Below are 18,765 nucleotides of genomic sequence, written 5' to 3' on the forward strand. Positions count from 1 at the left end.
AGCCGCCCAAAAGAGTGCGAAGGGGAATCGACACATGGAATGGCTGACCAAATTTCCGCACATGGACGACGATCGGCTTCGGCAGTTGAAGAAGATAATCGACGAAGGGTTCCGTAGCTTCACACGCGCCTATGGCGACGCGATCGAATCGTTCTTCGACCCGCTCCAGTTCTTCCTGATCCACGCCGAACGGTTCATGACACGAACGCCCTGGCCGATCATTCTCATCCTGATTGCCGTGATCGCCTGGTTTGCCAGCCGCAACTGGAAGATCGTTGCCGGCGCCGTCGGTACCCTGCTCCTCATCGGTTATCTCGACATGTGGGACGACACGATGAAGACGATCTCGATGATCTTCGTCTGTACGGTCCTGTCGATAGCGATCGGCATACCGATGGGCATCATCATGTCACGTTCCGATCGTTTCCAGAACATCGTCAATCCGGTGCTCGACGTGATGCAGACGATGCCGAGCTTCGTCTACCTCATTCCCGTCGTGATGCTTCTCGGCATCGGCAAGGTTCCGGGGCTTATAGCCGTAGTCATCTACGCGATCCCGCCGATGATCCGCCTCACCAATCTCGGAATCCGGCTGGTCGACAAGGATGTGCTGGAGGCGGCGGACGCCTTCGGCTCGTCGAACTGGCAGAAGCTGAAGAACGTGCAGATGCCGCTGGCGCTGCCGACGATCATGGCCGGGATCAACCAGACCATCATGATGGCGCTCGCCATGGTCGTCATCGCCTCGATGATCGGCGTTCAGGGCCTCGGTCAGCCGGTCTTGAAGGCGATCGCCAACCAGTATTTCACGCTCGGCATCTTCAACGGCCTCGCCATCGTCGGAATCGCCATCATCTTCGACCGGGTGAGCCAGGCTTACGGGCGCCGGCTCCAGCGCCACCGCGAAATCATTCACGGATAGAGGCACCAAAGAACTTCCCCTCCCCAGTCCCTCCCACTTGTGGCACTTGTGGGGAGGGGTTGGGGAGGGGCCTTGCAGACGGCCCACATCGCCACCGGATCAGAATCCGGCGAGCACCAGCTTGCCGCGCGTGCGGCCGGTTTCAATCATCTGATGCGCCTTCCTGAGCGTTGCCGCGTCGATGGGGCCGAGCGTCTCCGTTAAGGTCGTGCGGATCTTGCCGCCATCCACCAGTTCCGCGACCCTGTTCAAGAGATTGTGCTGCTCGATCATGTCCGGGGTCCCGAACAGCGGACGCGCAAACATCATTTCCCAGTGGATCGAGACGGATTTGCGCTTGAACGGCATGACGTCGAGGACCGCCAGGTCGTCGATCAGCGCAAAGCGCCCCTGCGGCGCGATCAGCTTGACGATCTCGTCGACATGCTTGTCGGTGTTGGTCGTTGAAAACACGAAGGCCGGCGCGCCGAGGGCGAGCTGCTCTACCTCGGCCGCAAGCGGGCGGCTGTGGTCGAGCACATGATGGGCACCGAGCTTCAAGGCCCACTCGCGGGTTTCGGCGCGTGAAGCGGTGGCGATGACGGTGACATTGGTCAGAGCGCGCAGCAACTGAATGGCGATCGAGCCGACGCCGCCGGCGCCCCCGATGATCAGCACCGCGTTCGCTGCTCCCGGTACGGGATCATTGACCCTGAGCCGATCGAAAATCGACTCCCAGGCGGTGATCGCCGTAAGCGGCAAGGCGCTGGCGGCCGCGAAATCGAGCGAATGCGGTTTCCGCCCGACGATCCGCTCGTCGACGAGGTGAAACTCCGCATTCGTCCCGGGCCGGCTGATGGCGCCTGCGTAGAACACTTCGTCGCCGGGTTTGAAGAGCGTAACCTTCGGGCCGACCGCCTTGACGACGCCGGCGGCATCCCATCCGAGAACCTTCAGCTGCTCCGGCTCCGGCTGAACGCCGGCGCCACCTTGGTGTCGACCGGATTGACGGAAACCGCCTTGACTTCCACCAGGAGATCGCGCTCCCCCGGCGTCGGCACAGGCAGGTCCACGTCCATCAGCGCGGTCTCGTTGGCGATGGGTTGCGGTGTCTTGTAGGCGACGGCACGCATGGAATGCTCCTTTTTAAATTGAACAGGAGCTACATGGCCCCTATGCTCAATGCACACAAGAATGCACAAATTTGGCCTATAGTGTCGAAAAGGATACCGTATGTCCCGGCCGCGCGCGAAGCTGACGAACACATTTCCGGGCTGCCCGGTCGAGTCGACCTTGAGTTTCATCGACGGCAAATGGAAGGGCGTCATCCTCTATCACCTGATGAGCGAAGGCGTCCTGCGCTTCAACGAACTGCGCAGGAGGCTACCGAGCGTGACGCCGCGTATGCTGACCAGGCAGTTGCGTGAGCTGGAGGAGGCGGCGCTTCTGTCGCGTACGGTCTTTCCGGTCGTTCCGCCGCGTGTCGACTACGCCTTGACGCCGAGGGGAGAAAGCCTGAAACCGGTGATCATGGCCCTGAAAGCCTGGGGCGACGAGAATGTCCTCTGCGACGGCGATCGCATGACACTGAAGCCGCTCGAATCCCGCTCGGGGCCAGAACTCAAGCGCGCGTGATCGCTTCGTTGAAACTTCCGTACGCCGAAGCGGCCGGCAATAAGGCCGCCCGCACTTTTCGTCCGCATAGCTCTGGAAACCCCCGCTGCCGCTCTTATCTGAGAAGCTGAACGCACTCGCATGACGGAGGCAGCAGCCCTTGAAAGTCAAAGCCATCTTCAATCGAGATGGGGGAACTTTCCGCACGACGGACATGGATGCCTACAGCAGGAAGGTCGAGGAGGACTTTCGGGCGGCCGGCCACGAGATCGAGATCGCCGTGGTCGCGGCGGATGAGATGCGGGACGCGTTGGAGACCGCTTGCGGACGGGACGATCTCGACGCGATCGTCGCCGGCGGCGGCGACGGCACGATTTCTGCGGCAGCAGGCGTGGCCTGGAAAACCGGCATGCCGCTGGGCATCGTCCCCGCCGGGACGATGAATCTCGTCGCGCGCTCCCTGAAGCTGCCGCTCGATATCTGGAAGGTTCCGGAGGTGCTGGCCAATGGCCGAATCATCGATGCCGATATAGGCAGCGCTGACGGCCGCGCATTCGTGCATCAGTTCTCGATGGGGCTCCACGCCCGCATGGTGCGTTATCGTCAGTCCTATCGTTTCGCGTCGCGACTCGGAAAGATCAGCGCCAGCGTACGCGCCGCCATCGGCGTAATCTTCAACCCGCCGGATTTCGAGATCGAATTCGACGCGGACGGGCACCGCGAGCGCCGGCATGTTTCGGCGATTTCCGTTTCAAACAACCATTTCGGCCACGACACGCTGATGTATGCGGAAGACCTGACGAGCGGCCACCTTGGCTTCTACACGGCGCCGCCGCTAAGCCCTGCGGGCGTGGCGAAGCTCTCCTTCGACATCCTGCGCGGAAAATTCAGGAGCAGCACGCTGATCACCGAGATGAGCGCTCTGACGGTCGACCTGCACTTTCCGAAGGTGGATCGGAAGATCAACTGCGTCATCGACGGCGAGCTTATCCCGATCAGAAGCGGCAAGGTCGCATTGCGCGTTCACCCCGGTGAATTGAAGCTGCTGGTCGGCTCGCAGGAGAGCAATTTCGGGAACCCCGTGTAGCGGCTTCCCGCGCGTCTATTCCGCGACCCAGACATAGCTGAAGCTGTAGCGGTCCTCGCCGGTCCCGTAGAGATAGGGCAGCGCGAGGTGGCGCGGTGCCGCGGCCGCGTCCGGAATGCCAAGTGCGGAGAGAGCGTTCCGCAACAGGTCGGGAACGGGTGCTTCCGGCTGTGCGTCGTCATGCCAGACCGCGAGAAGGGGCCTTTTCGACATATCGACCGGAAGCGCATTCGAGGGGCTTGGCATCGTGACCTGTGCTCCGCTGAACTGCATTCGGAGATTTCCCGCGATCTGCTTGTCATTGGCCAGGATAAGCGCCGGCTGGCCTTCTGCCTGTGCCACCGCTTCGGCCAATGCGGCGTAGGGTATGTTCAGCCTCGAATAGTCACCAAACCACGGCCGCGCGACCGCTCGCGCCGACACGAGCACGAGTGCGCCCAGCACGATGACTAAGACCAGCAGAAAGAAGCGCCTGAGGCTGTCTGTAAGGTCGATATTCGCCGCCTCGATCTTCAGGCAGAGATAAAGCGGAATGAGAACGAGGAAGAGGACCAGCCATTTTTCGCGCACATGCGTGGCGGCGACGCCGAGTACGACCAGCAGGACCGCGATCAGGCAAAGGGCGAGCATCCGCCCGATGATCCTGCTCCACTGGCTTTCCGCCTGCCAGATCGCGCGGAACTTGCCGCGGAAGACCAGGCCGAATACGAGCAGCGGCACCAGGCTGCCGCCGATGACGGCGGAGCCGAGCGAATAGACGCCGTAAAAGGCCTGAAGCAGAAATCCCTCCGCCTCGCGCTCCCGCATCTCGTTCAAGGTCCCACCCGAGGCGAAACCGAAATTCTGCAGCATCCAGTAGGCGTGGGGCAGAACGATGAGCGTTGCTACCGCAATCGCCGGCAGAATGCGCCAGTCGAGTATCCGCGCCCGCAGCTCCCGTTCCGGCAAAACGGCGACGATCGCCGCGACCGGCACGAGGACGAAGTTGTACTTCGCCATCAGGCCGATACCCACCGCAACGCCGGTGAGAATATAGGAGAAAAGGCTGGGCCGCTTCAGCGTCTTCAGGAAACTGTAGAGAAACAGCGAGACGGCGAAGAGTGCTGCGACCGTGTGGGAAAGATCGCGCTGTGCGAGTAGAAAGATCGGGGGCAGCGTAAGAACGCCGAGCATTGCGATCGGGGGCAGACGGCGGTCGGTCAATACCAGCCGTGCCGCAAGGCCGTAGAACAGACAGCAGAGAAATAGGAGCCCGTTCTTGAGGATGGTCATCGTCGCCAGCGAGGTCCCGATCACCTCTGCCAGTCCATATTGCAGCCAATTGTAGAAGGGCGGCTGCGGTCCGTACCCGAGGGCGAGGAACTGAGACAGAAATGCCTGTTCCGCCTCGTCGATTTCCAGTGAGCTCGAGACGGAGACCCGCAGGATGATGCACAGCAGGAATAGCCGGCAACCGCCAGGACGACCGCTCCAGGGCGTCGATTGACCGCTTCAAGCACGCGGCTGCTCCCGCTCGAAAGTCTGGCGCACGATGTAACTCGTCATTTCATCGTCGCGGAAATAGGCGCGCGCCATCATCTCCGAGAGAATGCCGGTGGTGATCAGTTGGACCGAAGATAGGAACAGCATCACGCCGACGATCAGCATCGGACGGGTGCCGATGTCGTTGCCGAAGATGAACTTGTCTATCGCTAGATAGAGAAGGATCAGCACACTGAGACCGCCGGCGGCCAGGCCGATGGAGCCGAAAAAGTGCCCGGGCCGCGCCTTGTAGCGCATGAAGAACAAGACCGCGAGCAGATCGAGAATAACCCGGAACGTGCGCGAGATCCCGTACTTCGAGCTGCCGTAATGCCGCGCGTGATGGGTCACCGGCATCTCGCCGATCCGACTGCTCGGCACGACACCCGCCACCCAGGCCGGAATGAAGCGGTGCATTTCCCCCATCAGCTTCACCTGCTTGATGATGGAACCGCGGTAGATCTTCAGGCTGCAGCCATAGTCGTGCAATCTCACGCCCGTGATCTTGCCGATCAGAACGTTGGCGCACCAGGACGGGATCTTCCTCAGAATCAGTGCATCGCGTCGGTTTTGCCGCCAGCCGACAAGGAGGTCGAGCCCGCGCTCTTCTATCGCCGCGACCATGTTGGGAATGTCTGCCGGATCATTCTGAAGGTCGCCGTCGAGCGTGGCGATCAGCCGGCCGGACGCCGCGTCGATCCCCGCCTGCATTGCGGCCGTCTGGCCGAAATTCTTCTGGAGTTCGATGATCTTCAGTTGCAGGTCGGGGTGTGAAAGCTCCTTGCGCGCGTTCGGCAGGGTTCGGTCCGTGCTGCCGTCGTCGACGAGGATGAGTTCCCATGACTTCAGGAACCCGGCCATTGCCGCCCGGATGCGCGTGACGAGCGGTCCGACGCTCTCCTCCTCGTTGAACACCGGCACGACTATGGAGAGCTCGACACCCTCCAGGACTTCGGTCATCGGCTTCACGGGTTCTTCGATGCGATTCAAGAGGGCAGTCTCCGGTGGGCTGGCAGGTTTTCTTGCATACTTCTGAGGTTATAACCAATGTCGAATCGCATTGCTGATACAGGAAAACGGTCTCGATGAATACGAACTGGGAGCGCAGCCGGCGGTCGTGGCTCGCGCGCAACCGTCTGGCACTGATTTCCGCTGCGGCAATCGCGGCTTATGCCGTCTTCGTGGAGTGGGTCTGGGGCTGGCCGGTATTGCTGCGGCAATGGGCCGAAATCGGCGTCGTGCCGGTGCTCTCGGCGCTAGCGCTTCTCGTCGCCACCTATCTCATCCGTTGCTATCGGATCCACGACTACTTCCCGGGCGAAACCAGGGGCCGGTTTCTGTCTCTCTTCCGTGTGACCCAGGTTCACAATCTGCTCAACATCATGCTGCCGTTCAGAGCGGGCGAAACGAGCTTTCCCTTGCTCATGCGCAGCGAATTCGGTGTGCCGCTGCTGCGTGGTACCGCGGCGCTCTTCGTCATGCGGCTTCTGGACCTGCATGCCCTGCTGACCGTCGCTGCGGTGGGTCTGGTGGTGGGGCGGGGCCCAGGGGCGATCGGCTGGGTTCTCTGGCTTATCGCTTTTCTGTCGCCTCTTGCCTTCTTTCTCATGAAGGAGAAAGCTCTCACCACGGTGCGCCGTTTCGCGCCGGCGAAGGTCGGTCCGCATCTGGACGAGGTGGAGGCGGGCCTGCCGATCGGCATTCCCGCTTTCCTGCGGGCCTGGGCGATGACGATGCTGAACTGGGCGGTAAAAGTCGTCGTTCTCGCCTGGGTGCTCGCGATCATGGGGGTCGCTCCGCTCGCCGCCTCCTTCGGCGGGGCGCTCGGTGGCGAATTGTCTTCCGTCCTGCCGGTGCACGCGCCGGCGGGTGTGGGAACCTACGCAGCGGCGATCGTCGCCGGTGCGGTTTCCTTCGGAGCGTCGGCGGATCAGGCGACGCTCGAGACGCTCGGCCGCGCCAGTGTCAATGCCCACCTCATGGTAATCGTGTCGGCGGTGGTCGGCACGCTGCTGTCGCTCCTCCTGCGGCCGAAAGCGTGAAACGCTTCTGAGCGACAGGATGCGGGCTCTACTGGAACGAAGTCTCGTAGAAGCTTCTGAGCTTGCGTGAATGGAGCTTCTCGGAAGGCATCGCCGCCAGCTTCTGCAGGGCCAGGATACCGATTTTCAGGTGCTGGCTCACCTGTGTCCGGTAAAAGGCGCTCGCCATGCCGGGCAGCTTCAGTTCGCCGTGCAACGGCTTGTCGGACACGCAGAGCAGCGTCCCGTAGGGGACGCGGAAGCGGAACCCGTTGGCGGCGATGGTAGCCGATTCCATGTCGAGCGCGATGGCCCGGGCCTGCGAGAGTCGTTTGACCGGTCCGCGCTGGTCGCGCAGTTCCCAGTTGCGGTTGTCGATCGTCGCGACCGTGCCCGTGCGCATGATCTGTTTGAGGTCGTAGCCCTTGTAGCCCGTCACTTCGGCGACGGCGTCCTGCAGGGCAACCTGCACCTCGGCCAGTGCGGGTAAGGGAATCCAGACCGGCAGGTCGTCATCGAGCACGTGATCCTCGCGCATATAGGCATGCGCCAGCACGTAATCGCCGAGCCGCTGGCTGTTGCGCAGGCCCGCGCAATGGCCGAGCATCAGCCAGACATGCGGCCTCAACACGGCGATATGGTCGGTGATCGTCTTGGCATTGGATGGGCCGACGCCGATATTGACGAGAGTGATGCCGCCGTGCCCCTTCTTCTTCAGATGATAGGCGGGCATCTGCGGCAGGCGGGCGAGCGAATAGTCGGCATCCGGCCGGTCGGCACCCGCGGGGGTGGTGATGTTGCCTGGTTCGATGAAGGCGGTGTAACCGTTGCCGCCCTCCGCCATCTGCTGGCGCGCCCAGGCGCAGAACTCGTCGACATAGAACTGATAGTTCGTGAAAAGCACGAAGTTCTGGAAGTGCCTGGCGCTGGTCGCGGTATAGTGGCTGAGGCGCGCGAGCGAATAGTCGATGCGCTGCGCCGTGAAGGGCGCGAGCGGCGACGGCTCTCCCGGACCCGGCTCGTAGGAGCCGTTGGCGATCTCGTCGTCGGTGGTCGTAAGATCCGGCGCGTCGAAAAGGTCGCGCAGCGGAATGTCGATGCCGTCGGCCGCAGACGCTTCGACATGCGCCCCTTCGCCAAAGGCGAAATGGAGGGGGATCGGTGTCGAGGATTCCGACACCGTGACGGCGACGCCGTGGTTGCGCATGAGATGGCCGAGCTGTTCTTTCAAATAGTGCCGGAACAGTTTGGGCCGGGTGATGGTCGTCGTGTAGACGCCGGGCGCGCTGACATAGCCGAAGGAAAGCCTCGAATCGACATGTCCGAAGCTGCTCGTCTCGATGCTGACCTGCGGATAGCAGGCGCGGAAACGAGTGAGGGGCCTGCCGCTTTTCCCGAGACCTTCGAAGGCTTCGCAGAGGAAGCGGGTGTTGCGTTCGTAGAGCGCTTCCAGACAATCGACGGCCTGGGTCGCATCGTCGAAGAGCTGCGGCTCGAAGGGTTCAGGGGTGGCGACGGAGAGGACGGAGTGTGAAGAGATTCGCTTGTTCATGTCGCATTATATGCAGCCCCTTTCGACAAGCAAACGACAAGAGTGCTGTTTTTTGTTCTACAGCGCCGCACTTTGTACTTCAGCGCGGCCCCGCGAGAATGATCGCGCTGCCGGCGAGCGCCACGGCGGCGCCCGTCATGTCCCAGTGATCCGGCCGGACGCCTTCGGCAAGCCAGAGCCAAGAGAGCGACGCGACGATGTAGACGCCGCCATAGGCGGCATAGGTGCGGCCCGCCGCTGCCGCGTCCACCATCGTCAGCAGCCAGGCGAAAAGCGCAAGCGAAGCCATGCCGGGAATGAGCCACAGGGTGGATTTGCCAAGTCTCAGCCAGGACCAGAAGGCAAAGCATCCGGCGATTTCGGCAAGAGCTGCGGCAAAGTAGATCGCGTATGCGGGCATGGCTTACAGGTCTTCCCGATCAGGAGAGGAGCGCACTTTCAACCGATATGCAAGGACCGAAGGCGGCGTCTCGAAATCAGCTCATCGCCTGGCGCTGGAGGGTGACGAAAAGAACGAAGCCGGCACCGTTCTTGCCGATGCCGTAGCCGGCGGCTTTGCTGTAAGCGACCGCTCCGATGGGAGCGATCAGCAGGCCCGCGAGTATCAGGAGCCTGAGCGAGAGAATGGCAGAGGAGACGAGCGCGGCCATTCCACGGCTTCCTTCAGAGTTTGGCTTGGCAGTATTGCGCCGTGTGAGCGGTGCAATCCGTGAGCGAACCGATATAGGTGTTCTGGCGGCGGCGTTCCGTGTCGGCGCCGACTGCGGCGGCAAGCGTCATCGCGAAGACGACCATGAGCAGGCTGATAATGGTGAGGCGGCGAGCGAGAATGTCCATGGTTCCGTCCGTTGAAGCGAGACACGTTCAAATCGATTGATTGTCTTTTCGCACAACCAAACTGAACTCTGGCTGAGACGTCCGTTCATCTGGCGTTCATCTAAGCAGCGCCGGAGATGTGCAGCGGTTTAGGGAGAACGATCATGCACTTAAACGAATGCGCGTCGGTCTGCGGCCTTGCCGTTGAGCCGTCGTGTTCCTAAGTCTGTCCTTCCGACAAATCAGGAGAGACGCGATGACCGCTCCGATCGAGCTTTATTACTGGCCCACGCCGAACGGCTGGAAGATCACCATAATGCTGGAGGAGCTCGGCGTTCCCTACGTCGTCAAGTACATAAATATCGGCCGGGGCGATCAGTTCCAGCCGGACTTCCTGAAGATCTCGCCGAACAACCGGATGCCGGCGATCGTCGATCCGGACGGTCCGGGCGGCGAGCCCATCTCCGTATTCGAATCAGGAGCGATCCTGCAATATCTCGGTCGCAAATACGGCAAGTTCTATCCGTCCGACGAGCGCGCCCGCGTCGAGGTAGAGGAGTGGCTCTTCTGGCAGGTGGGCGGCCTCGGCCCGATGGCGGGGCAGGCACATCATTTCCGCCAATATGCCCCGGAAAGAATCGCCTACGGCATCGACCGCTATACCAATGAAGTGAACCGCCTCTACGGCGTGATGAACAAGAGGCTCGCCGACCGGCCGTTCCTCGCCGGCGACTACTCGATCGCAGACATGGCCGCGATCGGTTGGGTGATTCCGCACGAGAACCAGGGCCAGGACCTCAACGAATTCCCTAACCTGAAGCGCTGGTTCAACGCCGTACTTGCGCGCCCCGCGGTGAAGAAGGCCATCGAAGTGGGCAAGGAAGAGCGGGCCCGCCAGAAAAGCCTCGCCGAGGACGAAGAGGCGCAGAAGGTCCTATTCGGCCAGCGCGCCCGCTAATGCGGGGGCGCGGGAGGGGCGAACAATGCCCCTCCATAGGCGTATCTGGTGCAGCGCCGCCCGTGTTCTTGCTGCGGAGGCTTAAAGACGCGTCCAGGTTTGCGATTTGCAAAGCACCTTCAGCACGCAGCCCCGCATCTTCAGCAGATTGCCGTCCACCGATCCCGTGCCGCTATAGGTCTTGTCGCTTTCGGGATCGGTGACCACGCCGCTATAGCTGCCGCCGGTTCCGGACAGCGAACCGACGCGCTTGCCCGCGTGCTTGCCCGTCTTCAGCGTGACGCAGAAGGCTGTGCCGCAAGCCGCGATTTCCGCGGTGGAGCCGCTCGCCGTCTTCCACTTGCCGAGGATCGGTTCGGCAGCGTGGACCGGGGCGGCTGCGGCAAAGCCAAGCGCTGCTGCGACGAGCAATGTGCGAATCATGCAATTTCCTCCGAAGTCGGCAGGCTCTTCGGTCCTGCCGCGTGCTTGTTCCCTGTGGAGCGCGAACTCTTGCTTCCGCACGGGCTATCGGGCGGATGAAGATCACTCCGGCACAGACAGTATATTACGCGTACGTAAAGGTAAATATCCGGGCGTTACCATGCCTTCCAAGGGGCTTCTTGCGCGCGCGGCGGCACCGTCCTTGAAAGAGCAATTGTTCTCATGGTTAGCGTTCGGTTGAAATCCGAACGTGAAATTTTCGTAAAATTCGAGGCGAATGCGTGCCTTTGCAGGGCCTGCGATGCTTAACGAAAACCCAAGTTTACCAAGCATTTGCACTTTGTTTGCGTCAAATTAAGCATGGATTTTAAGCGGCCATTGAAGGCCGTCAGGCATATTCACATCCATAAGACGAGCGGCGAAACAAGCCGCCGACCAACCGGAAAGCGACGCTGCAGAAGACGGCGCGATTTCCCGGAAAGCCCGCCAAGAGGCTCGATGAAACAGGGACCAGGAATACCAGCTGAAGCCGGGCTCGCCCCTACGGGCGGGCCGCTTCGCTCAAACGAAGAAAAGACAGGGACAAGAAAAATGGCACTCTTTAACATTGAGATCGTTTCGGATGACGCCATCGGCGGCGGCAACCGCGCCGACGTTCTGTGCGAGATGGGCCTCGCCTATGCGACGGGCCGCGGCAGGCCCGTGGATCTGGTAGCCGCGCACAAGTGGCTGAACATCGCCGCGATCAGGGGCTCGGACCGTGCGGCCGACCTGCGAGCCGACCTCGCGGCCACGATGAGCAAGGCGGATCTCGCCGCCGCGCTGCGCGCAGCACGCGAATGGATGACGATGCACTGATGCGTGGCGGTTGCCGCCGGTTCAGGTGGCAGCCAAACTCCTGATCACCTCCGGAAGCGCGGCCGCAAGAAGATCGAGTTCGGTTTCGGGCGCAGTGCTGATGCGGATACAGCGGTTGAGCGGCGCGACCCCGGGCATGCGGATGAAAATGCCATGATCGCTCATCAGCCGATCGACGATCGCCCGCGCATAGGCCGCATCCTTTCCACAGTCGACAGCCACGAAATTTGTGGCTGAGGGAAGAGGGCCGAGGCCGTTGTCGGCAGCGATCCGGCCGATCCTCTCCCGTGAATTCGCGATCTTGCGCGTGACTTCCTTTAAGTATTCCTTGTCGGCCAGTGCGGCAATCGCTGCCGACACGCTGATTCGGCTCATTCCGAAATGATTGCGGATCTTGTCGAAGGCCTGAGCCGTCCCGGGCGTCGACAGCGCGTAGCCGACGCGGGCCCCGGCCAGTCCGTAGGCCTTCGAAAAGGTGCGCGTGCGTATGACGTTAGGCCTGTCGATCAGGCTCTCGATCGAAGGAATTGCCTCCCGCGGCGCCGTTTCACAATAGGCTTCGTCCAGCACGAGGAGTGTCGTTTCCGGCAGAGCGTCCGCAAAGGCGATCACGCGTTCGGCGGGCCACCAGCTGCCCATCGGATTATCGGGATTGGCGAGATAGACGAGCGCCGCATTCTCGCGCTTCGCGGCGGCGAGCAATCCATCGATATCCTCCCGATCGCCGGCATAGGGGACCGTGACCAGCCGTCCGCCATGTCCTGCGACATGATAGTTGAAGGTCGGATAGCCGCCGAGAGAGGTCACGACCGGCATGCCCGGTTCCACGACGAGGCGCACGATCTGCCCGAGCAGGCCGTCGACTCCCTCTCCGATCGCGATATTGGCGGCTGGGACACGAAGATGGCCGGCGAGCGCCTGCTTCAGATCGTGATTCTCGGGATCGGAATATTTCCAGGTCTCATCGGCCGCCTGACGAATGGCCAGCAACACGGATGGAGCCGGGCCGAACCCGCTCTCATTGGCGCCGATGCGCGCCGCGACCTCGCGGCCGTGCTGACGCTCGAGCGTCTCAGGGCCAACGAAGGGGACGGTAGCCGGCAGGGATTGGACGAGTGGCGTGAAGCGTGAGAATGCGGACATGTTGGTAAAACGTACTCCGTTCGGAAATGCCGGCGGAACTTATCGCATAAGAAGGCGAAGCGGAATCGATGCGATGAAGAATCGGCAGAAGAACAGCCGCCTCGAAGGGGCTTCTCCCAACTCTTACTCCCAGGCAACACGATTTCACCATATCCCGATCGGGTGGTGACCGCGCCGAAGCGGATGAAAATGGGGTGATTTCCCGAAATTCGACAAAAAAATCTTGCATTGGAAACGCGGTGACACTAGTCAGGCGCTAACGGAGAGGTGGCCGAGTGGTCGAAGGCGCTCCCCTGCTAAGGGAGTATACCGGAAACGGTATCGAGGGTTCGAATCCCTTCTTCTCCGCCATTCAGTCCTTGAGTGGGCACTAAGTCTACGTCACTTCCCGCCGTAAGCGTATGTAGCAGCCGGGACTTCGGTCCCATGATGCGAGCCTCGCCTTCGCCAACCTCGAAGCGTGTTCTGTCTCCTTTCAAACAGGCCAACCGTTTAGTTCGGCCCGATGCGCGCTCCTACGCGCAGCATTGCCGTTATCCAGCGGCCTCCCTGATGGTCCCGACGATCCATTCATTCAGGCTCTTGCCCGCGGCTGCGGCAGCAATGACTGCTGCGGCATGTTCGTCAGGGGTGAGGCGGACATTGAACTTGCCAGAGAACTTCCGGCGAGGCTCAATACCCTTTTCCCGGCACATTTCGAGATAGACGGCCAGCGACTTGCGGCCTTCCTCAATCAGATCGTGGACGCTCTCGGCATAGAAGTCGGCCCCGCCATTCAGGGCGACAAACTCGCCGCGCAGCATCTGAATCTCGGGATCGAAAGCGATGACCGCCTTCTCGCCATTGATTTCAACGACATTGTTCATGGCTTTACTCCGTGTTCGTCCAGCCATTTACGGATGCTGGCAACCGCACCTTTATCCGTATCCGGTGAAGGATGCGGGCGATGAAAGACGCGCACTTCGCCGAACAGGAACACGCCTGTCCGCGAACCTTGCCGCTCGCTGACCTCCGCCCCGAGGGCTACAAACAGCGCCTCTATGTCGGCCCAGCGGATCGAGCCGTTGACCGGGCGGGCGAAGATCAGTTCCAGCGTGGCTCTGTGACGCTTTTTCTGGAATGTCCAGTACCATTTTCTGGTACCGTTTTCAAGTTCGACTTCGACCCTGTCGTCGGGCGATCCGGTATCAGGGCGAGCAGTTCATCAAGCAGGTCGTCGAGGTCGTACCCGGCCGGCCTGCCGGGGAGAGGGCGGATTATAGGGCTATAGAGCGAACCTGGTGATCATCACCATCGGTCGCGGCCAGTTTCCCTTCGGGGCAAATCTCCGTTGTCGAAAGCGATCGACGATGGCCCCGGCGTCGGGGATGCGACATGCAGCGCGTGACCGCACTCACCGTCATGGCCAATCAGCTCATTTTTAAACACCGGGTAAAGAGTGGAGCCGGCGCAGCCATTCCGACTGCGCTCGTGAGTGCTTCTCGATTCGCGAATCCCTGTGCGCTGATTCTTCCGAGAATCGGCCGGGAAGCGGCCCGACTTCGATGCGCGGGCCCGGGATCGACGCGTCGATGGCTCTCGAAAAGATAGGACTTGGGCAGGGGCTTCGCCCGGTTTCGACCCCCTTTCCGGCCATTTTTTGCCCCTTTCCGACACAGATCACAGCCCGACATCCTGCGCTAACCCCTCGTCGCTAAAGGATTTTCTTAACGCTCTGTTAATTTCCTCGGGCCGTCTGGGGCGATTTTGTGTCGTTTCAGCAACAGGGATCAGGGAAGGGCAGGGCAAAGGAGTCGATCTGGTAAGTTGGTCGTTGCGCGCCCCACCCGGTTTTGTATTTTCAACTCCGGAAGCAAGGGCGGTTGATCGTCCGACTTCTTGAACATTGGGGATGGGGCAGGGAACGCTGTCCTTCAGCAAAAAACCCAGACCCGTTTTAAACTTTTGACTGGAGGTCAGAAATGAACATCAAGAGCCTTCTTCTCGGCTCCGCTGCTGCTCTCGCAGCAGTCTCCGGCGCTCAGGCTGCCGACGCGATCGTCGCTGCCGAGCCGGAGCCCATGGAATACGTTCGCGTCTGCGACGCTTTCGGCACGGGCTACTTCTACATCCCCGGCACGGAAACCTGCCTCAAGATCAGCGGCTTCATCCGCGTTCAGGGCGAATTCGGCCGTGACGAAGCTGACGACCGCTGGAACCAGGAAGACTTCGGTGGCCAGTCCACGTCGGACTGGGACATGTTCTCCCGCGCCTACATCGCGTTCGACGCGAAGAGCGACACCGAATACGGCACGCTCACCGGCTTCTTCGCCGCTGAATTCAACGCCGACAACGACACCGACGAAGGCGACAGCCTGATCGACGTCGACGAAGCCTACATCCAGCTCGGCGGCTTCAAGGCCGGCTTCTTCTACAGCTGGTGGGATAAGGGTCTGAACGGCGAAACCGACTCGCTCGGCAACGTCACCGAGTTCAACTCGCTCGCCTACATCTATGACGGCGGCACCTTCCAGGCCGGTATCTCGGTCGACGAACTCGAAGGCACGAGCACCAAGGCCAACGGCGTTGGCGTTACCGGTATCGTCTCCGCTACGCTCGGCGGCGTTGCTTTCGACTTGCTCGGCAGCTACGACACCGAGTGGGAAGAAGGCGCTGTCCGCGGCTTGCTCTCTGCAGACCTCGGCCCGGGCACCTTCCAGCTCGCCGGCATCTGGGCGTCCAACCCGAACGCTTACTGGGCTGACTCCGAGTGGACCGTTGCTGCGTCGTACCGCTTCAACGCTACCGACAAGTTCCACATCACTCCGGCTGCTCAGTACTGGGGTAGCCTGCAAGACTCGAACACCAGCTTCGGCAACGACGATCAGTGGCGCGTTGGTATCACGACCGACTACGACATCACGGAAGGTCTCGCTACCCGCTTCACGATCAACTACACCGATGCGGACAACGACGAGGACTACGTCAGCGGCTTCCTCCGCCTGCAGCGTGACTTCTAATCTGACCTGACCTCGGTCAGTGGAAGGAAAGCCCGGCTCACAGCCGGGCTTTCTCTTTTAGGGAATAGCCTTGTGAGTGCCGCGCGGCGCGTTCCGCGAGTTACTTGAGGTGCCGTTCCAGGACGGGCACGCACATATCGAGGTCGTGGGAGGCGAGATGGGCGTAGCGCATCGTCATCTCGAGGGTCTGGTGGCCAAGCCACATCTGAACCCGTCTAAGGTCGATCCCGCCTCTGACCAGGCGTGAGGCGCAGGTATGCCGCAGGATGTGCGGAACGACGTCTTCTTCGTCACCGAGGCGCGCATCCACCTTTGCAGCGTTCCAGACGGCGCGATACTTCTGCTGATCAATTCTCGAAAAGGGCCCCGGGGCTCTGTCGGCACATTTCTTCAGGGCGTCCTTTGCCCTCAAGGTGAGCGGGACCGTACGGCTGCGGCCCGATTTGGTGACCCAGAATGTCGCCCGGCCCTCATGGATGTCGTTCCATTTGAGAGCGATGGCCTCGCCCAGGCGCGCACCCGTATCCACCAGGAATATCGAGAGATAAAGGTATAGTTCAGACCGGCTCGCGATCTCCCGGAAGAGCAGTTCCTCCTCGTCTGCCTCCAGAAAGCGCAGGCGCCCCGCCTTCTCCTTCTGGCGCTTGAACTCCGGTAGATTGTGTACATCCCCCATCTTGTACGCTTTCCGCAGCAGCTTTCGCAGCGCCGCCATCTTCCGGTTGATGGTCGCGTTGCTGTTGCCGCGCTTTCGCAGCGCACCGATGAGGCCGTCGAGCATCTCCTGCGAGAAGACGGAGAAACGCTTGCCGAGCAGAATCTCGTCCAGCTCTCCGACGAAGGCCTTCACATTGTATTTGTGCTTGCCTTCGTCCCACAGGATGTCGGCATAGCGCTGAAGCAATTCGGCGAGCGTGGCTTCCTTCACCACCCCCATGGGACCTTGCCGGCCGAAGCTATAATTGACCTCGTATCCGGACACCATTCCAGGGAATCCAAGGTCACTCGCTCGTTTTTCAGCGTCCGACGTCACGTTTGCCGTTTCCTCCCCATTCTCCGTGAACGAGCCAAGAAACCACTGACCATCAAGTCAGTGCTTATAGTCAAACAATCTCAACGCCTTGGCGGCGCACATTCGTTGCAGAACAGCAACAGCCCGCAACTCAATGTTGGGTTGCGGGCTTTTTTGAACCTGACTAGGTCAGATTAGAAGTCCCGCTGCAGGCGGAGGAAGCCGCTGACAGCGTCGGGCTTGTTGCTTGCATCCGTGTAGTTGATGGCAAAGCGCGAGGCGAGACCATCGGTGATCTTGTAGTCGGCAGTGACACCGACGCGCCACTGTTCTTCGCTCGAGTCGAAGCCACCAGCACCGTTGTTCAGAGCGTCCCAGTATTGTGCGCCCGGGGTGATTGCGAGCTTTTCGGAAGCGTTGAAGCGGTACGACGCAGCAACGGTCCACTCCGAGTCAGCCCAGTAAGCGTTCGGGTCGGATGCCCAGATGCCGGCGATCTGGAATGTACCCGGACCGGCATCGGCCGAAAGCAGTGCGCGGATCGCGCCTTCTTCGTACTCGGTGTCGTAGCCGCCGAGCAGGTCGAAGCTTACACCACCGACCGAAGCGGAAACGATACCTTCAACACCGATGCCGTTGGCCTTGGTGGTCGTTGCCTCGAGTTCATCGACTGCGATGCCAGCCTGGAAGGTACCGCCGTCATACATATAGGCGAGCGAGTTGAACTCGGTGTTTTCACCGATCGAGTCGGTTTCGCCGTTCAGGCCTTTATCCCACCAGCTGTAGAAGAAGCCGGCCTTCAAGCCGCCGAGCTGGATGTAGGCTTCATCGACATCGATGAAGCTGTCGCCTTTGTCGGAATCGTTGTCGGCATTGAACTCAGCGGCGAAGAAGCCGGTGAGCGTGCCGTATTCCGTGTCGCTCTTTGCGTCGAACGAGACGTAGGCGCGGGAGAACATGTCCCAGTCCGACGTGGACTGCTTCGGGTTCTCCCAGCGGTCGTCAGCTTCGTCACGGCCGAATTCGCCCTGAACACGGACGAAGCCGCCGATCTTGAGGCAGGTTTCCGTGCCGGGAATGTAGAAGTAGCCCGTACCGAAAGCGTCGCAGACGCGGACGTATTCCATGGGCTCCGGCTCGGCAGCGACGATCGCGTCGGCAGCCTGGGCGCCGGAGACTGCTGCGAGAGCAGCAGCGGAGCCGAGAAGAAGGCTCTTGATGTTCATTTCTGACCTCCAGTCAGTCGTGGGAAAGAAATCCTATGACTGGGCGGTCCGGCGAGGACAGCACCGCCGCCGTTTTTCCTTCAACTTGGGAGAAAGGTGAGGGGAGGCGCGTCGCGTTCAAATAGAACTTCATGCCACGCGCTTTCGGGCCTGTTGAGATTCGGCCACCCGCCGCCGCTTGTTCGATCGCCTCATCCCTGTGCCCGTCACAGGGATGAGAGCAGCGCCGCGTCTGCGGCGCGGGAAGCGTTCTTTCAGCCCAAGGACTTGGGCTGGCTGGATTCCTGTGACAAGCACAGGAATGAGGGACCGGGATGTGCGGCTCCTACAACTTTCGCTTGCGAATATGCGAGAGAATGGTCAACCTGTCACGCAATGAAGGTTACGTCTACATTCTCGCATCGAAGTGACGCGGGACGCTGTATACGGGCGTGACCCGGGACCCTCCGCGCCGCCTCGCCATCTTCACGGTTTATGAACCGCGCCGAGGGGCCGCACCCTCTTCGTCCTCATCCCTTATGTGGACGGCTCCCCCTTGCAAGTGTTTTTTGCAGATTTTTTGATCGGATCGCTTGCTTCCATATGTTCGGCCTTTCGGTGTGGCCGCACAGGGCCACTGGCCAAGATGGTTTCC

Annotated in this window: 18 protein-coding genes, 1 tRNA gene and 2 pseudogenes; 8 read left to right on the top strand and 13 right to left on the bottom strand. The window is 61.0% G+C overall.

All coding sequences use genetic code 11. The annotated features are described in order from the left end of the window. The first annotated feature begins 34 nt into the window (after positions 1-34). Positions 35-922: a proline/glycine betaine ABC transporter permease gene (locus ACFHWW_RS15215; protein WP_018094574.1), complete on the top strand. Its 888-nt coding sequence runs from the start codon at positions 35-37 to the stop codon at positions 920-922. A gap of 99 nt (positions 923-1,021) precedes the next feature. Here ACFHWW_RS15215 and ACFHWW_RS15220 read toward each other — a convergent pair. Next, positions 1,022-2,034, bottom strand: a pseudogene (locus tag ACFHWW_RS15220) (zinc-binding alcohol dehydrogenase family protein). A 100-nt stretch (positions 2,035-2,134) separates the two neighbouring features. On the opposite strand from ACFHWW_RS15220, the gene ACFHWW_RS15225 reads away from it, so the two are divergent. Both ACFHWW_RS15225 and ACFHWW_RS15230 read left to right on the top strand, forming a co-directional pair. Further along, positions 2,135-2,536 carry a helix-turn-helix domain-containing protein gene (locus ACFHWW_RS15225; protein ID WP_100672035.1) on the top strand — a complete coding sequence of 134 codons (402 nt, stop codon included), beginning with the start codon at positions 2,135-2,137 and terminating at the stop codon, positions 2,534-2,536. 139 nt (positions 2,537-2,675) lie between these two features. Continuing rightward, positions 2,676-3,602 (top strand): diacylglycerol kinase family protein, encoded by a 927-nt coding sequence (locus tag ACFHWW_RS15230; RefSeq protein WP_127712297.1) that lies wholly within the window; start codon positions 2,676-2,678, stop codon positions 3,600-3,602. Positions 3,603-3,617: 15 nt separating this feature from the next. Here the strand turns inward: ACFHWW_RS15230 and ACFHWW_RS15235 are convergent. Continuing rightward, a pseudogene (locus tag ACFHWW_RS15235) lies at positions 3,618-5,101 on the bottom strand (ArnT family glycosyltransferase). After that, positions 5,094-6,113: a glycosyltransferase family 2 protein gene (locus tag ACFHWW_RS15240; protein WP_100672038.1), complete on the bottom strand. Its 1,020-nt coding sequence runs from the start codon at positions 6,111-6,113 to the stop codon at positions 5,094-5,096. Before ACFHWW_RS15240 ends, ACFHWW_RS15235 begins: the two are co-directional and overlap by 8 nt. Positions 6,114-6,208: 95 nt before the next feature. On the opposite strand from ACFHWW_RS15240, the gene ACFHWW_RS15245 reads away from it, so the two are divergent. Beyond that, positions 6,209-7,165, top strand: a complete 957-nt coding sequence (locus ACFHWW_RS15245; RefSeq protein WP_379939019.1) for a lysylphosphatidylglycerol synthase domain-containing protein — start codon at positions 6,209-6,211, stop codon at positions 7,163-7,165. Between the two features lie 28 nt (positions 7,166-7,193). Here the strand turns inward: ACFHWW_RS15245 and ACFHWW_RS15250 are convergent, their stop codons facing one another. The 4 genes from ACFHWW_RS15250 to ACFHWW_RS15265 form a co-directional block, all read right to left on the bottom strand. After that, a complete protein-coding gene (locus ACFHWW_RS15250; RefSeq protein WP_100672040.1) occupies positions 7,194-8,696 on the bottom strand; it encodes an AMP nucleosidase in 1,503 nt (500 codons plus the stop codon). Positions 8,697-8,775: 79 nt separating this feature from the next. Further along, positions 8,776-9,096: a YnfA family protein gene (locus ACFHWW_RS15255; RefSeq protein ID WP_018094580.1), complete on the bottom strand. Its 321-nt coding sequence runs from the start codon at positions 9,094-9,096 to the stop codon at positions 8,776-8,778. Between the two features lie 76 nt (positions 9,097-9,172). After that, on the bottom strand, positions 9,173-9,346 hold the full coding sequence (locus ACFHWW_RS15260) for a hypothetical protein (protein ID WP_003527319.1): 174 nt from the start codon (positions 9,344-9,346) through the stop codon (positions 9,173-9,175). Positions 9,347-9,359: 13 nt separating this feature from the next. Then, positions 9,360-9,533, bottom strand: a complete 174-nt coding sequence (locus tag ACFHWW_RS15265; RefSeq protein ID WP_003527318.1) for a hypothetical protein — start codon at positions 9,531-9,533, stop codon at positions 9,360-9,362. A gap of 235 nt (positions 9,534-9,768) precedes the next feature. On the opposite strand from ACFHWW_RS15265, the gene ACFHWW_RS15270 reads away from it, so the two are divergent. Continuing rightward, complete coding sequence (locus ACFHWW_RS15270; RefSeq protein ID WP_100672042.1) at positions 9,769-10,470, top strand: glutathione S-transferase family protein; 702 nt, start codon at positions 9,769-9,771, stop codon at positions 10,468-10,470. An 81-nt stretch (positions 10,471-10,551) separates the two neighbouring features. On the opposite strand, the gene ACFHWW_RS15275 is transcribed toward ACFHWW_RS15270, so the two are convergent. Continuing rightward, positions 10,552-10,893 (bottom strand): DUF2147 domain-containing protein, encoded by a 342-nt coding sequence (locus ACFHWW_RS15275; RefSeq protein WP_018094582.1) that lies wholly within the window; start codon positions 10,891-10,893, stop codon positions 10,552-10,554. Positions 10,894-11,484: 591 nt separating this feature from the next. Between ACFHWW_RS15275 and ACFHWW_RS15280 the strand changes: the two genes are divergently transcribed. Then, a complete protein-coding gene (locus ACFHWW_RS15280) occupies positions 11,485-11,751 on the top strand; it encodes a sel1 repeat family protein (protein WP_100672044.1) in 267 nt (88 codons plus the stop codon). 21 nt (positions 11,752-11,772) lie between these two features. Here the strand turns inward: ACFHWW_RS15280 and ACFHWW_RS15285 are convergent, their stop codons facing one another. Continuing rightward, a complete protein-coding gene (locus ACFHWW_RS15285; RefSeq protein WP_379939024.1) occupies positions 11,773-12,894 on the bottom strand; it encodes a pyridoxal phosphate-dependent aminotransferase in 1,122 nt (373 codons plus the stop codon). 261 nt (positions 12,895-13,155) lie between these two features. Between ACFHWW_RS15285 and ACFHWW_RS15290 the strand changes: the two genes are divergently transcribed. Beyond that, a tRNA-Ser gene (locus ACFHWW_RS15290) sits at positions 13,156-13,245 on the top strand. Positions 13,246-13,427: 182 nt separating this feature from the next. Here the strand turns inward: ACFHWW_RS15290 and ACFHWW_RS15295 are convergent. Together ACFHWW_RS15295 and ACFHWW_RS15300 are read right to left on the bottom strand one after the other, a co-directional pair. Then, entirely contained in the window at positions 13,428-13,760 is a 333-nt protein-coding gene (locus ACFHWW_RS15295) for a type II toxin-antitoxin system HicB family antitoxin (protein WP_234819225.1), read from the bottom strand. After that, positions 13,757-13,987, bottom strand: a complete 231-nt coding sequence (locus tag ACFHWW_RS15300; protein ID WP_100672046.1) for a type II toxin-antitoxin system HicA family toxin — start codon at positions 13,985-13,987, stop codon at positions 13,757-13,759. The genes ACFHWW_RS15295 and ACFHWW_RS15300 overlap by 4 nt, the downstream gene beginning before the upstream one ends. An 868-nt stretch (positions 13,988-14,855) precedes the next feature. Between ACFHWW_RS15300 and ACFHWW_RS15305 the strand changes: the two genes are divergently transcribed. Then, a complete protein-coding gene (locus ACFHWW_RS15305) occupies positions 14,856-15,893 on the top strand; it encodes a porin (protein ID WP_379939026.1) in 1,038 nt (345 codons plus the stop codon). A 100-nt stretch (positions 15,894-15,993) separates the two neighbouring features. On the opposite strand, the gene ACFHWW_RS15310 is transcribed toward ACFHWW_RS15305, so the two are convergent. Then, positions 15,994-16,926, bottom strand: a complete 933-nt coding sequence (locus ACFHWW_RS15310; RefSeq protein WP_379939028.1) for a tyrosine-type recombinase/integrase — start codon at positions 16,924-16,926, stop codon at positions 15,994-15,996. A 173-nt stretch (positions 16,927-17,099) separates the two neighbouring features. Further along, positions 17,100-18,131 carry a porin gene (locus ACFHWW_RS15315; RefSeq protein ID WP_379939030.1) on the bottom strand — a complete coding sequence of 344 codons (1,032 nt, stop codon included), beginning with the start codon at positions 18,129-18,131 and terminating at the stop codon, positions 17,100-17,102. Positions 18,132-18,765: the final 634 nt, after the last annotated feature.

Origin of the sequence: Sinorhizobium sp. P24N7 (assembly GCF_042436655.1) — a bacterium.
GTDB lineage: Bacteria > Pseudomonadota > Alphaproteobacteria > Rhizobiales > Rhizobiaceae > Sinorhizobium > Sinorhizobium meliloti_A.